The sequence below is a fragment of the Bradyrhizobium sp. CCBAU 25338 genome (genome assembly GCF_028128965.1).
In the GTDB taxonomy this organism is placed as follows: Bacteria; Pseudomonadota; Alphaproteobacteria; order Rhizobiales; family Xanthobacteraceae; genus Bradyrhizobium; species Bradyrhizobium liaoningense.
This window is the reverse complement of record NZ_LFKY01000043.1, coordinates 552191-567610: the sequence shown is the minus strand read 5'-3', so window position 1 is coordinate 567610 and position 15420 is coordinate 552191. Positions and strand designations below refer to the sequence as shown.

At 64.6% G+C, this 15420-nt stretch carries 14 protein-coding genes; 12 read left to right on the top strand and 2 right to left on the bottom strand.

Going from position 1 to position 15420, the window contains the following annotated elements; all coding sequences use genetic code 11:
- Nucleotides 1-3: 3 nt before the first annotated feature.
- The 9 genes from ACM42_RS36370 to ACM42_RS36330 all read left to right on the top strand — a co-directional run bounded on the left by ACM42_RS36370 (nt 4) and on the right by ACM42_RS36330 (nt 11423).
- The gene (locus ACM42_RS36370) at nt 4-1416 is read left to right on the top strand and encodes a mannose-1-phosphate guanylyltransferase/mannose-6-phosphate isomerase (protein ID WP_271533257.1); all 1413 of its coding nucleotides are present in this window, start codon (nt 4-6) and stop codon (nt 1414-1416) included.
- 184 nt (nt 1417-1600) lie between these two features.
- Nucleotides 1601-2605 (top strand): Gfo/Idh/MocA family protein, encoded by a 1005-nt coding sequence (locus tag ACM42_RS36365; protein WP_271533255.1) that lies wholly within the window; start codon nt 1601-1603, stop codon nt 2603-2605.
- Between the two features lie 51 nt (nt 2606-2656).
- Nucleotides 2657-3808: a DegT/DnrJ/EryC1/StrS family aminotransferase gene (locus ACM42_RS36360; protein ID WP_271533723.1), complete on the top strand. Its 1152-nt coding sequence runs from the start codon at nt 2657-2659 to the stop codon at nt 3806-3808.
- 237 nt (nt 3809-4045) lie between these two features.
- A complete protein-coding gene (murJ, locus tag ACM42_RS36355) occupies nt 4046-5572 on the top strand; it encodes a murein biosynthesis integral membrane protein MurJ (protein ID WP_271533253.1) in 1527 nt (508 codons plus the stop codon).
- 359 nt (nt 5573-5931) lie between these two features.
- Entirely contained in the window at nt 5932-6207 is a 276-nt protein-coding gene (locus ACM42_RS36350; protein ID WP_271533252.1) for a DUF1127 domain-containing protein, read from the top strand.
- A gap of 52 nt (nt 6208-6259) precedes the next feature.
- The gene (locus ACM42_RS36345; RefSeq protein ID WP_271533251.1) at nt 6260-6784 is read left to right on the top strand and encodes a GNAT family N-acetyltransferase; all 525 of its coding nucleotides are present in this window, start codon (nt 6260-6262) and stop codon (nt 6782-6784) included.
- Between the two features lie 160 nt (nt 6785-6944).
- Nucleotides 6945-9254 (top strand): xanthine dehydrogenase family protein molybdopterin-binding subunit, encoded by a 2310-nt coding sequence (locus ACM42_RS36340; protein WP_271533250.1) that lies wholly within the window; start codon nt 6945-6947, stop codon nt 9252-9254.
- 160 nt (nt 9255-9414) lie between these two features.
- Entirely contained in the window at nt 9415-9861 is a 447-nt protein-coding gene (locus tag ACM42_RS36335) for a c-type cytochrome (RefSeq protein WP_271533249.1), read from the top strand.
- Between the two features lie 278 nt (nt 9862-10139).
- Nucleotides 10140-11423, top strand: a complete 1284-nt coding sequence (locus ACM42_RS36330) for a cystathionine gamma-synthase family protein (protein WP_271533248.1) — start codon at nt 10140-10142, stop codon at nt 11421-11423.
- Nucleotides 11424-11496: 73 nt separating this feature from the next.
- On the opposite strand, the gene ACM42_RS36325 is transcribed toward ACM42_RS36330, so the two are convergent.
- Nucleotides 11497-11913, bottom strand: a complete 417-nt coding sequence (locus tag ACM42_RS36325; RefSeq protein WP_028182282.1) for a CHRD domain-containing protein — start codon at nt 11911-11913, stop codon at nt 11497-11499.
- A 154-nt stretch (nt 11914-12067) separates the two neighbouring features.
- On the opposite strand from ACM42_RS36325, the gene ACM42_RS36320 reads away from it, so the two are divergent.
- Nucleotides 12068-12994 (top strand): c-type cytochrome, encoded by a 927-nt coding sequence (locus ACM42_RS36320; RefSeq protein ID WP_271533247.1) that lies wholly within the window; start codon nt 12068-12070, stop codon nt 12992-12994.
- 109 nt (nt 12995-13103) lie between these two features.
- Here the strand turns inward: ACM42_RS36320 and ACM42_RS36315 are convergent, their stop codons facing one another.
- Nucleotides 13104-13349, bottom strand: coding sequence for an Lrp/AsnC ligand binding domain-containing protein (locus ACM42_RS36315; protein ID WP_018642903.1), 246 nt, complete (start codon nt 13347-13349; stop codon nt 13104-13106).
- Nucleotides 13350-13476: 127 nt separating this feature from the next.
- On the opposite strand from ACM42_RS36315, the gene thiD reads away from it, so the two are divergent.
- Both thiD and ACM42_RS36305 read left to right on the top strand, forming a co-directional pair.
- Nucleotides 13477-14277 (top strand): bifunctional hydroxymethylpyrimidine kinase/phosphomethylpyrimidine kinase, encoded by an 801-nt coding sequence (thiD, locus tag ACM42_RS36310; RefSeq protein ID WP_271533246.1) that lies wholly within the window; start codon nt 13477-13479, stop codon nt 14275-14277.
- Between the two features lie 319 nt (nt 14278-14596).
- Complete coding sequence (locus ACM42_RS36305) at nt 14597-15409, top strand: UDP-2,3-diacylglucosamine diphosphatase (RefSeq protein ID WP_028182133.1); 813 nt, start codon at nt 14597-14599, stop codon at nt 15407-15409.
- The last annotated feature ends 11 nt before the right edge of the window (nt 15410-15420 follow it).

Below are 15420 nucleotides of genomic sequence, written 5' to 3'. Positions count from 1 at the left end.
ACGATGGACAAACGCATAATCCCCCTGATCATGTGCGGCGGTGCCGGCACGCGGCTGTGGCCCGCTTCGCGCGAGGTTCGCCCCAAGCAATTCCTGCCGCTGTTCGGCACGCGCTCGACCTTCCAGGACACGCTGCTGCGCGTGTCCGATCCCTCGCTGTTCGATCGTCCGATCGTCATCACCAATGCGTCGTATCGCTTCATGGTGCTGGAGCAGCTCGCCGAGATCGGCATCGAGGCGGACGTGATCCTCGAGCCGATGCGGCGCGATTCCGGCCCCGCGATCGCGGCGGGCGCGGTGTTCGCGCAGAACCGCGACAGTGAAGCGATCGTGCTCGCGCTCGCCGCCGACCACGTGGTGCAGGACAATGCCGCCTTCGTCGCCGCCTGCCGCGAGGGCCTCACCGCCGCGAGGGCCGGGCGCATCGTCACCTTCGGCGTCAAGCCGGAGCGGCCGGCGACCGAATACGGCTACATCAATCCGGGTGAGGTGATTTCCGGCGAAGTGCATGCGGTTACGCGCTTCGTCGAGAAGCCGGACGCGGTGAAGGCGTCCGACTACGTCAATTCGGGCTATCTCTGGAACAGCGGCAACTTCATGTTCCCGGCCGCAGTGCTGCTCGACGAATATCGCAAGGTCGATGCCGGAAGCGTCGAGGCCGTCACGAGCGCCGTCAACAATGCCGGCCGCGATCTCGGCTTCGTCACGCTGGAGCCGGAGGCGTTCGGCGCGGCGAAGGCGATATCGATCGACTATGCGGTGATGGAGAAGACCGCGCGCGCGGCCGTGGTGCCGGTGTCGTGCGGCTGGTCCGACGTCGGCTCCTGGCTCGCGGTGTGGGAGCTCTCGGAGAAGGATGCGCAAGGCAACGCGGCGCATGGCACCGCCGTGTTCGAGGACTCCCGCAACTGCAACGTCACCACCGATTCCGCGCTGGTCGCGCTCGAAGGCGTCGACGATCTCGTCGTGGTCGCCACCGCGGACGCGATTCTGGTCTCGCGCCAGAAGGATGCCAACGGCCTGAAGCGCCTGGTGACCAAGCTGAAGGCGGTTGCGCCGAAGGTCACCGAGGAGCATCTGAAGGTGCACCGGCCCTGGGGCAGCTATCAGTCCGTCGACAATGGCGAGCGCCACCAGGTCAAGCGCATCGTGGTGAAGCCGGGCGGGCGGCTGTCGCTGCAGAAGCACCATCATCGCGCCGAGCACTGGATCGTGGTGCGGGGCACGGCCCAGGTCACCGTCAACGAGGCTGTGAAGACGGTGCATGAGAACGAGTCGATCTACATTCCGATGGGCGCCGTCCACCGGATGGAGAACCCCGGCAAGATCCAGCTGGAGCTGATCGAGGTCCAGACCGGCTCTTATCTCGGGGAAGACGACATCATCCGGATTGAAGACGACTATCAAAGGTCGTAACCAGCAAGCTCCGAATCACGCGACCCGGGCCGAGAAGGCGGTATCTTTTGCGGCTTAAGGCCCGGGGAACGTGTAACTTTTTGAATCAAATCGTGTCCGGGCTCCCAGGTCCGCATTCGCCATAAATGTGGCGGCCGTGCTAGGAGAGGCGCCGGGGATTTGGGTTGAATCGGGGTTTGCTCAGATGAGTTCCAAAGGATCTGCACCGGCGAAGGCCGGCTTGCGCGTCGGCGTCATTGGCGCCGGCGTGATGGGCAGCAACCACGCGCGCGTGCTTGCGGGTCTACCCGGCGTCAGCCTCGTCGGCGTCGTCGATCCCTCGGCGGCACATCGCGCGCGGGCAACGGAGCTTGCCAGTTGCGAAAGCTTCGAGACGCTCGACCAGCTCCTCGCCGAAGGCGTCGACGCCGTGACCATCGCTGCGCCCACCCATCTGCATCACGAGGTCGCGCTCGCCTGCATCGCCAAGAACATCCACGTGCTGGTCGAGAAGCCGATCGCGTCCACGGTGGCAGAGGGCCGGGAGATCGTTGCCGCGGCACAGAAGGCCGGCGTGACGCTGATGGTCGGCCATGTCGAGCGCTTCAATCCGGCGGTCGCCGCGGTCAAGCAGGCCATCGCGGGCGAGGACATTCTCTCCATCGCCATCACGCGCGTCGGCCCGTTCCCGCCGCGCATGTCCAATGTCGGCGTCGTCATCGATCTTGCCGTGCACGACATCGATCTGATCCGCTGGTTCACCGAATCCGACATCGTCGAGGTGCAGCCGCAATTGTCGAGCGCCGTCGCCGAGCGCGAGGACATCGCGCTCCTGCAGTTCCGCACCGCCAACGGCGTGCTCGCCCACATCAACACCAACTGGCTGACGCCGTTCAAGGCGCGCAGCGTCACGGTCGCCACGCGCGGCAAATACGTGATGGGCGATCTGCTCACGCGCCAGGTCACCGAGTGCTTCGGCTTCAAGCCCGACGGCAGCTACTCGATGCGGCATCTGCCGGTCGGCCACGATGAGCCGCTGCGCGCCGAGCTGATCGCATTCCTCAAGGCGGTGCGCCATGGCGATACGCCGGCGGTCACGGGCGATGAAGGCGTCGCCAGCCTCGAGATCGCCACGCAATGTCTCGAAACGCCGTCGCGGCCTGCGGCGACGTCGCCTGTCCGCAAGGCTCCGCGCCGCGTCGCCGGCTGATCCTTTTCCATGTCGACCGCTCAAACGTCACAAGGCGCCAAGAACCAGACTATGAACCAGCATCTGCGTTCCGATCCCATTCCCTTCATCGACGTCGGCGCGCAGCGGCGCCGGCTCGGGGCCTCGCTCGATGCGGCCGTCAAGCGCGTGCTCGACCATTGCCAGTTCGTGAACGGACCCGAGGTCTTCGAGCTCGAGAAGCAGCTCGCGGCCTATTGCGGCGCCAAGCACGTGATCGGCTGTGCCAGCGGCACCGACGCGATCCTGATGGTGATGATGGCGAAGAATGTCGGGCCCGGCGATGCCGTGCTGTGTCCATCCTTCACCTTCATCGCGACCGCCTCGCCGGTGGCGCGGACCGGCGCGACGCCTGTTTATGTCGACGTGGACGAGGCGACCTTCAACATGAGCCCGGAGTCGCTGAAGCGCGGCATCGCGACCGCCCGCAAGGCCGGCCTCAAGCCCGTCGCGGTGATTCCGGTCGACCTGTTCGGCCAGCCGGCCGATCACGATTCCATCGCCGAGATCGCCAAGGCCGAGGGCCTGTTTGTGCTCGACGACGCCGCGCAGGCGTTTGGCGCGAGCTACAAGGGCCGCAAGCTCGGCACGCTCGCGCATGCCACGGCGACCAGCTTCTTCCCGGCAAAACCGCTCGGCTGCTTCGGCGACGGCGGCGCGATCTTCACCGATGACGACGAGCTCGCGGCCACGCTGCGCAGCATCCGCGTGCACGGGCAGGGCATGGACAAATACGACAATGTCCGTCTCGGCCTGACCGGCCGGATCGACACCATGCAGGCCGCGGTCCTGATCGAGAAGCTGAAGATCTTTGACGACGAGATCGCCGCCCGCAACAAGGTCGCGGAGCGCTATGAGCGCGGTCTGTCCAATGTGGTCACCGTGCCGCGCCTCAGCCCCGGCAATACTTCGGTCTGGGCGCAGTACACCATCCGTCTGCCCGAGGGTACCGACCGCGACGGCTTTGCCGCCGCGCTGAAGGCCCAGGGCGTGCCGACCGCGATCTACTACGGCAAGTCGATGCATCAGCAGACCGCCTACAAGCACTATCCGGTCGCGGAAGGCGGGCTGCCGGGTTGCGAGAGCCTGTCGCAGGACGTCATCAGCCTGCCGATGCACGCCTATGTGACCGAAGCCGACCAGGAGCGAATCATCGCCGCCGTCCGCGGCGCCATCTCGGCCTGATTTCGCCGTTTTGCCGCGCTGGTCGTCATGCCCGGGCTTGTCCCGGGCATCCACGTTCTTTGTGTGCGTGGCAAGGCGTGGATGGCCGGGACAAGCCCGGCCATGACGCTGTGGAGACTGTCGGCGTTCCTAACGCGCACCTCATGTGCAATTGCCCTGCCCGCAAGTAGGTGAGGGAGCAAACCTTCCCTGCGGCTTGCACCTAGACCTAATCGCGCCATGCTCTAAAACAGGCGCATGCTCGGACGCATCTTCACGGTTGGTGGCTACACGCTGCTCTCGCGGGTGACGGGATTTGCCCGCGACATCATGCTCGCGGCGATCCTCGGCGCCGGCCCTGTCGCCGATGCCTTTTTCGTGGCGCTGCGGCTGCCCAATCATTTCCGCGCGATCTTCGCTGAGGGCGCCTTCAACGCGGCCTGGGTGCCGGCCTATGCCCATGTCCATGGCGAGAAGGGGGAGGCGGCGGCAAGCCTGTTCGCCGACCGCATCTTCACGCTGCTCCTGGCCTCGCAGGTGGTGCTGCTGATCGTCGCCTGGCTGTTCATGCCGCAGGCCATGAGCATCCTCGCACCGGGCTTCGGTGACGACGCCGAGCAGCGCAAGCTCGCGATCGAGCTGACCCGGATCACCTTTCCCTATCTGCTCTTGATCACGCTGGTGACGCTCTACGGCGGCATGCTCAACGTGATGCAGCGCTTTGCCAGCGCGGCGGCGGCCTCGATCTTCCTCAATGTCGCGATGATGATGACGCTGGCGCTCGCCGCCTGGTTTCCGACCGCGGGCCATGCTGCCGCCTGGGGCGTGCTCATCTCCGGCTTCCTGCAATATTTCCTGCTCGCGGGCGATCTCGCCCGCCATGGCGGCCTGCCGCGTTTCGCGCCGCTGAAGCTCGACGAAGACATCCGCGGCTTCTTCAAGGCGCTTGGACCGGCGACGCTGGGCTCGATGGGCACGCAGGTCGCGCTGTTCGCCGACACCATCATCGCGACCTTCCTGCCCGCGGGGGCGCTGTCGGCGCTCTATTATGCCGACCGTCTCAACCAGCTGCCGATCGGGGTCATCGGCATCGCCATCGGCACGGTGCTGTTGCCGGAGATGTCGCGGCGTATTACCGCCAACGACCATGACGGCGCGATGAGGGCGCAGCGTCGCGCCTTCGATTTCACGCTGCTGTTCTCGATACCGTTCGTGGCGGCCTTCCTCACCGTGCCCGACGAGATCATGCGTGCGCTGTTCGCCCGCGGCGCCTTCTCGAAGGCCGATGCCGTCGCCGCCGGCGGCACGCTCGCGGCCTATGCCATCGGCCTTATTCCTTTCGTGCTGATCCGCAGTGCGGTCGCGACCTTCTATGCGCGCAAGGATACGGCGACGCCGGTTCGCGCCTCGCTGACCGGCATCGCCGTCAACGTCGCACTGAAGGTCGCCCTGATGGGATCGCTCGCCCAGATTGGCCTCGCGCTCGCAACCGCCGTCGGCGTCTGGACCAACCTCCTGCTCGTGCTGTTCTTCGCGGTGCGGCGAGGCTTTCTCGTGCTGGACCGCGCCTGGCTCATGTCGCTCGCCAAATTCCTCGTGACCGGACTGATCCTCGCCGCCGCGTTCTGGCTGATCGCGCATTTCGGCGGTGCGTATCTTGGCTCGATGCGCTTCCACGATGAGTTGACTCTGGTCCTGCTCGCCGTCGGCGGCACCATCGTCTACGCGCTCGCGATCCTCATCCTGTTCGGCCGTAATTGGTTGGTCTCCCTGGTGCGCGGCTAAAGCATGATCCGGAAAAGTGCGTAGCGGTTTTCCGAAAAGATCATGCTTAAACAACAACCTAAAGCGCGATGACGATTCATCCTGTCGCATCGCGCTTTAAGCGCGCAGGGCGCTCGCTTCCAGGGTGCAACCGACATTCGCACATCTCTTGATTTTGTGCGATTGCCGTGGTATGAGCGACGCATGATCAAATCGTCGCGCACCCTCAACCGCAACCACATCACCCGCTTCGGCTGGGCGGTGGGAGGAGTCGTGCGCTAGGATTTCGACGACGACATCTTTTCACCAGGCCCCGCCGGCATCGGACGGGGCCTTTTCTTTGGCCACGCTCCCTGCCGGCTCAACAGCAGGAGCATCCGATGCCACCCCAACAGACGACCACCACAGTCGCGACGGAGCGCGATGTCGCGAGACGTCGCCTCGACCTCTCCATCGGCTTGAGCGTGCTCAGGCAATACTGGCGGGCGTTTCAGGAGCGGCGGCCGCACTCACGGGTCAGCTTGCACGACCTGAGCGACAGGGACCTGGTGGACATCGGCCTGACGCGTGGCGAGATCGACTGGATCGCGCCTGAACGTGCGCTCGAGAGGTTGAGAGACAATGCGAGGGCTCTGTGGGGCCGTGGTGGGATGTGAGAAGGCCAGCAATCCCGGCCGACCTTCGCTGCGACAAGGAGAGGAGACGATCATGACATCGCATGCGGCGCGTGCCCAGGCGGACGTGGAAATCCGACGATTGACTGTCGATGATTTCGATCTCTTCCGCGAGATTCGCGCGGAGGCGCTTCGGACGCACCCTCAGACGTTTGGTTCTGCTGAAGAGGACGAGGGCGGAGAGGCGATGCTGGCGGCTTATCGCCATTGGCTGAGTGGAGCGATCCTCGGCGCCTTTGTGCGCGGAAATCTGATCGGAGTGGCGGGCTTCTACGTGTCGCCAGCTCGTCGATCGCAGCACAGGGGTCACATCTTCACGGTTCACGTGAGGGAAAATGGCCGAGGCAAAGGATTCGGAGATCGACTCATCAAGGAGCTTCTTGCCCATGCCGAGGCACGCGTCGAGCAGGTACACCTTGAGGTCCTGCTCGAAGCAACCGCTGCAATCAGGACCTACAAGCGCAACGGGTTCGAGGTCTACGGCACGGATCCCTGTGCCGTCCGCATAGGTGATGTCACGTATGATAAATATCTTATGGTCAGGAAATTCAGCCATTGACACGGGTTTGGCGCGGCTGAGCGTCATGGTTGCCCGAGAGCCGCCGAGGGCGGCTTCGAATCATCGGCCTTGACGGGCGCGCCCGCCTAAACCCGTTTGCCTTGCCAGTTTTTCCACGGCAATATGGTCCGCAAAACCACCATGAGAACGGGAAAACAAAATGGCGGCTCCCATCAAGTTCGGCGTTGGCCAAAGCGTGCTGCGCAAGGAGGATGACGCGCTCATCCGCGGCAAGGGCCGCTATACCGACGATTACGCGCCGCAGGCCGCACTTCGCTGCTTGATGCTGCGCTCGCCGCATGCGCATGCCAAATACACCATAGATGCAAGCCGCGCCCGCGGGCTCCCCGGTGTCGCGCTGATCCTGACCGCCGAGGATGTTGCGGATCTCGGCAATCTGCCGTGCCTGTTCAACCTCGAGACCGATCCGTTCACCGGCCCGCCTTACCCGATCCTCGCCAAGGACGAGGTCCGGCATGTCGGCGATGCCATCGCCTTCGTCGTCGCAGAGACCATCGACCAGGCCCGTGACGCCATCGAGGCGATCGAGGTCAAATGGAGCCCGCTGCCGGCGGTGACCGGTGTCGTCAACGCCGTGAAGAAGGGCGCAGCCCAGGTCTGGCCGGACAAGCCCGGCAACGTGCTGTTCGACGTCTCGATCGGCGACAAGGCTGCGACGGAAGCCGCCTTCGCCAAGGCGCATGCGGTGGCCGAAATCTCGATCGTCAATCCGCGCGTGGTTGCGAGCTTCATGGAGACGCGCGCGGCCGTCTGCGAATACGATGCCAAGCGCGATCACCTGACGCTCACCATCGGCAGCCAGGGCAGCCATCGGCTACGCGACATCCTGTGCCAGAACGTGCTCAAGATCCCGACCGACAAGATGCGGGTGATTTGCCCCGATGTCGGCGGCGGCTTCGGCACGAAGCTGTTCCCGTACCGCGAATACGCCCTGATGGCGGTCGCGGCCAAGAAACTGAAGAAGACGGTGAAATGGGCGGCCGACCGCACCGAGCATTTCATGGGCGACGCGCAGGGTCGCGACAACGTCACCACCGCGAAGATGGCGCTGGCCGAGGACGGCAAGTTCCTGGCGATGGATTGCGACCTGATGGGCGACATGGGCGCATATCTGTCCACCTTCGGGCCCTACATCCCGCATGGCGGCGCCGGCATGCTGCCGGGCCTCTATGACATCCAGGCGTTCCACTGCCGGGTGCGCACCATCTTCACCAACAGCGTTCCGGTCGACGCCTATCGCGGCGCGGGCCGGCCTGAGGCGGCCTATGTCATCGAACGCCTGGTCGATGCCTGCGCGCGAAAGCTCGACATGACGCCGGACGCGATCCGCCGCAAGAACTTCATCCAGCCGAAGGCGCTGCCGTACAAGACCGCCACCGGCAAGGTCTATGATTCCGGCGACTTCGCCGCGCATCTGAAGCGCGCGATGGAGATCGCCGAGTGGAAGGAGTTTCCCAAGCGCGCGAAACTCGCCAAGAAGCATGGCCTGATCCGCGGCATCGGCCTTGCGAGCTATGTCGAGGTGTGCGGCACCATGGGCGAGGAGACCGCCAATGTGCGGCTCGATCCCAATGGCGACGTCACAGTGCTGATCGGAACGCAATCGAGCGGGCAGGGGCACCAGACCGCCTATGCGCAAATCGTCGCCGAGCAATTCGGCGTCGCGCCCGAGCGCGTCCACATCCACCAGGGCGACACCGACGAGATCGCAACGGGCCTCGGCACCGGCGGCTCGGCCTCGATCCCCTCGGGCGGCGTCAGCGTCGAGCGCGCCACGCGCGAGCTCGGCCAGAAGCTGAAGGAGATCGCGGCGCAGGCGCTGGAGGCCAGCGCGGGCGACCTCGAGATCTCCGAGGGCGTGGTGCGCATCGCCGGCACCGACCGCTCGATCTCGTTCGCCGATCTCGCCAAGCGGCCGGGCGTCGATCCATCGAAGCTGAAAGGCAGCGCGACCTTTGCCAGCGCCGACGGCACCTATCCGAACGGCACCCATGTCGCGGAGGTCGAGATCGATCCGGCCACCGGCATCATCAAGATCGTCAACTACGTGATCGTCGACGATTTCGGCAAGACGCTCAATCCGCTGCTGCTGGCGGGACAGGTGCATGGCGGCGCCATGCAGGGCATCGGCCAGGCGCTGATGGAGCAGGTGGTGTATGGCGCCACCGACGGCCAGCTCATCACCGCGACCTTCATGGACTACGCGCTGCCGCGCGCGGCGGATGGGCCGGCCTTCGTGTTCGAGACCAACAACATCCCCTGCAAGACCAATCCGATGGGGGTGAAGGGGGCGGGCGAGGCCGGCGCGATCGGCTCCTGCCCGGCGATCGTCAACGCCATCGTCGATGCGCTCTGGCGCGAATACAAGATCGACCACATCGACATGCCGGCAACGCCGGAGCGGGTGTGGATCGCAATCAACGAGCACCATCGCCGCCACAGCCTGTGATACCAAGCAAACGCGGAGCGCGTTTGCAGGGAAATCATCCTCAACAATCATCCGGAGCGTGACGATCTGTCGTCGCGCTCTGGATGGAATGAAACCTGCCAAACGGTGTTGGCCCATTGAGGGGTCGGCACGATCCTGCATCGGGAGAAGGATTTTGCGAATGAAGCGAGTGTTGGTTGTCGGGGGCGCGCTGCTGCTCGGCATGGGTGCGGTTTGGGCGCAGCAGGATTCCGTGAAGGAGGTCCAGACCCTGATGAAGGGCAACGGCAAGAACGCCGGCGCGATGTCGGCGATGGTCAAGGGCGACAAGCCCTACGACCAGGCCACGGTGAACAGTGCGCTGGCGCAGTTCGAGGATACCGCCAAGAAGCTGCCGAACCTGTTTCCGGCCAGCGCCAAGGGCGTGAAGCTCGACGGCGACTACAGCCCCTCGCCGAAGGTCTGGGAGGACAAGGCCGGCTTCGATGCGAAGATCGCGAGCTTCGCCAAGGTCGTCGGCGAAGCCAAGGCCAAGATCAAGGATCTCGACTCGCTCAAGGCGAACATGTCTGCGATCGGCAAGGAATGCGGCGGCTGCCACGAGACTTATCGCGTGAAGAACGGCTGAGGCGGGGCCCGTCGCCCGGATGAGCGAAGCGATTCCGGGAGTCCAGCGAGCTGATCGTCTGTCCCGGATGTCGCTTCGCTCATCCGGGCTACTGCGAAGGGCGGTTGCGAAGGCAATCGCCCTTTTTCTGTCCGCAAGGTCTGACGGATCGCTGTCGGAGTGGCTATCTTTGCGCCCAACGGCCGCGGCGTTCGTGCGAGTCGGCGCATCTCTTTCCCGACTGCTTCATGACATCAGGAGTTTCAACCGCGGCACCTGAATCAACAGCGAGACAGGCCATGGCAAAACCGTTCCCGTCCAAGACCCACATCGGCAACCACATGCTGCATCCGGAAACCTTGATGCTGACCTATGGCTATGATCCGCAACTGTCCGAAGGCGCCATCAAGCCGCCGGTGTTCCTGACTTCCACCTTCGTGTTCAAGACGGCCGAGGACGGGCAGGACTTCTTCGACTACGTCGCCGGCCGGCGCGAGCCGCCGGAAGGCATGGGCGCGGGCCTCGTCTATTCGCGCTTCAATCATCCCAACAGCGAAATCGTCGAGGACAGGCTCGCGATCTACGAGCGCACGGAGAGTTGTGCGCTGTTCTCATCCGGCATGGCGGCCATCTCAACCACGATCCTGGCCTTCGTTCGCCCCGGCGACGTCATCCTGCACTCCCAGCCGCTCTATGGCGGGACGGAAACCCTGCTGACGAACACGCTTGCGCGCCTGTCGATCGGCGCCGTCGGCTTTGCCGACGGCATCGACGAGACGGCAGTCAAGCAGGCGTCGGAGGAGGCCATGGGCAAGGGGCGGGTTTCGATGATCCTGATCGAGACGCCGGCCAATCCGACCAACGGCCTGGTCGACATCGCGATGATCCGCCGTGTTGCCGACGCGATCGGAAAGGCGCAGGGACACACACCCATCATCGCCTGCGACAATACGCTGCTCGGACCGGTGTTTCAGCGGCCGATCGAGCATGGTGCGGACCTCTCGCTGTATTCGCTGACCAAATATGTCGGCGGTCATTCCGACCTGATCGCGGGCGCCGCGCTCGGCTCGAAGGCGATCATGAAAGGCATCAAGGCCTTGCGCGGCGCCATCGGGACCCAGCTCGATCCGCATTCCTGCTGGATGATCAACCGCTCGCTGGAGACGCTGAGCCTGCGGATGGAGAAGGCCAACGACAATGCGCGCCTCGTGGCGGACTTCCTGCGCGATCATCCGAAGGTCGCCAAGGTCCATTACCTCGGTCATCACGAGGAGGGCTCGCCGGCCGGGCGCGCGTTTGCGAGGCAGTGTCTCGGTGCCGGGTCCACCTTCTCCTTCGACATCGAAGGCGGCAAGGAGGCGGCGGTGAAGTTCCTCAACGCGCTGCAGATCCTCAAGCTGGCGGTGAGCCTTGGCGGAACGGAATCGCTTGCGAGCCTGCCCGCAACCATGACCCATTCCGGCGTCCCCGCCGACATCCGCCGCAAAATCGGCGTCCTCGATTCCACGATCCGGCTGTCGATCGGCATCGAGAACCCGTCGGACCTGATCGCCGACCTCGCGCAGGCGCTGAACGCGGCTTGAGCGCCCCCCGGATCGAAAAGGCCGGACGCCCCCTCCAGCGCCCGGCCTTCGCGCAACGAAGCAGCCTCGAGGCTTACTTCGTCACCTGGCCGCGGATCTCGCCGCCCGGATTGGCTGCGGTGTGGATGTTGATGTAGTATTTGCCGCCGAGCAGATCGGCGGCCTGCGCGTCGGTGAGGGTCGCTTCGCCCTTGACCGGGCTCGAGGCCGCGTTCGGGATCGGGACAGCAACGCCTGCGTTCTTGCCGGCCTCGGCGGGCCCGTGGAAATGCGCGGCTGTGGCAGGGCCGGAGAGGCCGGAATAGGTGACGGTCCAGGACAGTTTCTTGCTGGCGGCATCGTAGTTCAGATCGGCCGTTCCCGTGGCGCTGCTGGTCGTCGCCGGCACCTCGGCCTTGCCGTCCAGCGTCGCTTTCAGCTTTTCGGCGTTCGCGGACCCCGCAAAGGCAACGGCACCGAGCGCGAACACGGCAATGACGGACTTGTTCATGACATTCTCCCTGTTGAATCCGACGGGCTGCCAAACTTCCAACAGCCGGCATCTCAGTTTATTCCCGTCTCCGGCCGGGGCGGGCTAAAATCTTCGTGGCTGGAGTCGCAACGACATCGGTCATAGATTCGCCGTAACGAGTGAATGGGTGCGCATGTTGCAACGAACAATTGTCGTGGCGCTGCTCGTCGCGATCGCCGCTGCCGGCCTTTACTGGTGGCTCAGCGCGCCGGTGGTGGCGGCCGCGAGCGCCATCCCGGCCCGTGCGCCCGATCTCGCCAATGGCGAGGTGATGTTCAACGCCGGCGGCTGCGCGTCCTGCCATGCCGTTCCCAATCAGCCCGATCGTCTCAGGCTTGGTGGCGGCGTCGCGATCAAGTCGCCGTTCGGAACGTTCCACGCACCGAACATCTCACCCGATCCGAACGACGGCATCGGCAAATGGACGGACGCCGATTTCGTCAACGCGGTGATGCGCGGGGTCTCGCCATCGGGCCAGCACTATTTTCCGGCCTTTCCCTACACCTCCTACCAGCACGCGAGGCGCGAGGATGTGCTCGATCTCTTTGCCTATCTGAAAACGCTGCCGGCGGTTGCAGGCAAGGTGCGTGATCACGAGGTGAGCTTTCCCTTCGACATCCGGCGCAACATCGGCATCTGGAAGTTCCTGTTCATGGACGGCAAGCCCTTCGTTGCCGACGGCAGCAAGTCGCCGCAATGGAATCGCGGTGCCTATCTCGTCAACAGTTTCGGCCATTGCGCCGAGTGCCACAGCCCGCGCAATGCGCTCGGCGGCATCATCTCCGGCGAGCGCTTTGCCGGCGGGCCCAATCCGGAAGGCGAGGGATGGGTTCCGAACATCACCCAGAAGCGCCTTGGCGAGTGGAGCGCGAAGGATCTCGCCTATTTCCTCAAGACCGGTGAATTGCCTGATGGCGACAGTGTCGGCGGCGCGATGACGCGCGTGATCAAGAACACCTCGCAATTGCCGGACCAGGATCTCTCGGCGATGGCGGAGTACCTCAAATCGCTGCCACCGGTGGACGGGCCGACGCCGCCGAAACGCAAGCAGGGGAGCTGAGGCGTGATGTTGTTGGGATCGGCGGGCTGTCCGTGTCACCTCTCCCTCCGGGAGAGGTGACATCCTCGGCTTGCATCGATGCAACCAACCCAACTCTAGTGTTGCAGGTCTAGCCGGTACCGAACGCCTTGAAGGTGATGATGGTGAGGGTGTCCTGGATGCCTGGCAGCACCTGCACCTTCTCGTTCACGAAATGGCCGATGTCGGTGTCCTTGTCGACGTAGAACTTCACCAGGAGGTCGTATTGGCCGGCCGTGGAGTAGATCTCGGAGGCGATCTCGGCTTCGGCAAGCGCATTGGCCACCGTGTAGGACTGGCCGAGCTTGCATTTGATCTGGACGAAGAAGGGAACCATCGCGGGCACTCCGAAGCGTATTCTTCCGGCTAATAGGCCAAAACCAGCCGGATTTAGCAAGCGAACTTGCTGGGTTCGGCGCGAGCTTGCTAAGACGGGTCATGGCTCGAAATCGCGGAAAATCGTCATGACGACCCCGGTCGCACTCACCATCGCCGGCTCCGATTCGAGCGGCGGCGCTGGCATCCAGGCGGACCTGAAGACCTTTGCCGCGCTCGGCGTCTACGGCGCCTCCGTGATCACGGCGCTGACGGCGCAGAACACGCGCGGCGTCACCGGCATCCATGCGGTGCCGGCCGAGTTCGTCACCGGACAGATCGACGCGGTGTTCTCCGATCTCGAAGTCGGCGCGGTGAAGATCGGCATGGTGGCCCAGGTCGCCAGCATCGATGCCATCGCGGTCGCGCTGTCGCGTTGGGCGCCCCGGCACGTCGTGCTCGATCCCGTCATGGTCGCGACCTCCGGCGACCGCCTGCTGGCAGCCGAAGCTGTCGACGCCCTGCGCACCAGGCTGATTCCGCTGGCCGCCGTGATCACGCCCAACCTGCCGGAGGCCGCGGCTCTGCTCGACGAGCCGGTCGCGGCAAGCGAGGCCGAGATCGAGAGCCAGGGGCGCCGCCTGCTGGCGCTCGGCTGCCGCGCCGTCCTGGTCAAGGGCGGGCATGGCGAAGGCGCCGAGAGCATCGACTATCTGGTCGATGCGGACAGCACGATCACGCTCGCCGCGCCGCGCATCGCCACCCGCAACACCCATGGCACCGGCTGCTCGCTGTCCTCGGCGATCGCGGCGGGGCTGGCCAAGGGCGAGAACCTGGAAAACGCCGTGCGCAATGCCAAGGCCTGGATCAGCGCCGCGATCGGCGCCGCCGACCGCTTCAGCGTCGGCCACGGCCATGGGCCGATCCATCATTTCCACAGGTTCTACTGACTCGGGGCTCGTTCACCTCTCCCGCTTGCTTGCGGGAGAGGTCGGCGCGAAGCGACGGGTGCGGGCTTTCTCCTCTTGGGGAATCCCACCGGTGAAACACCCTCTCCCCAACCCTCCCCCGCACGCGGGGGAGGGAGCGCACCGACTTCCGGAGGGACAAGGCGATCTGCCTTTGCGCCTCCTGCGGCGCCATGTCGCCTGATTGTCGCATGCGACTGATATTCGCGGGGAGGGCGAGGCGAAGTTTGATTCGTATCTGAGGTGCCTCAAGGTTCAATCGGTCATCCCCCTGTCACGGGACATTGTTACAGGCTGGCGCATGGGAAGTTACGCTGTGAGTGACGAGAGCCCGGAGCGGCGCTTTCGTACCTTGTTCATCTCCGACGTCCATCTCGGAGCCCGCGGTTCTCAAGCCGATCTCCTGCTCGACTTCCTGCGCTACCACGATGCCGACACGATCTATCTCGTCGGCGACATCGTCGATGGCTGGGCGCTGAAATCGAGCTGGCATTGGCCGCAATCGCATAACGACCTCGTCCAGAAGCTGCTGCGCAAGGCGCGCAAGGGCGCCAAGATCATCTACATCCCCGGCAATCACGACGAGTTCCTGCGCAACTATTACGGCACGCATTTCGGCGGCATCGACGTCGTCGAGAACACAGTTCACGCCGGCGCCGACGGCAAGCGCTATCTCGTCATCCACGGCGACATCTTCGATCTCGTGGTGCAGAACGCGCGCTGGCTCGCCCATCTCGGCGACAAGGCCTACGACTTCGCGATCCAGATGAATCGCCTCGTCAACTTCTTCCGCCGCCTGTTCGGCGTGCCCTATTGGTCGCTGTCGCAATGGGCCAAGCAGAAGGTCAAGAACGCAGTCAACTATATCGGCGCGTTCGAGCAGGCGCTCGCCGCCGAGGCGCGGCGCCACGAAGCGGACGGCGTGATCTGCGGCCACATCCACTACGCCGTGATCCGCGACGAGGCCGGCATCCGCTACATGAATTGCGGCGACTGGGTCGAGAGCTGCACCGCCCTGGTCGAGCATGACGACGGCCATTTCGAGATCATCACCTGGGCGGATCATTTGCAGAAGCCAGCGGCCGTCCCGCAGGTCGCGGCAAGAGCTGCATGACAAGGGCCGCA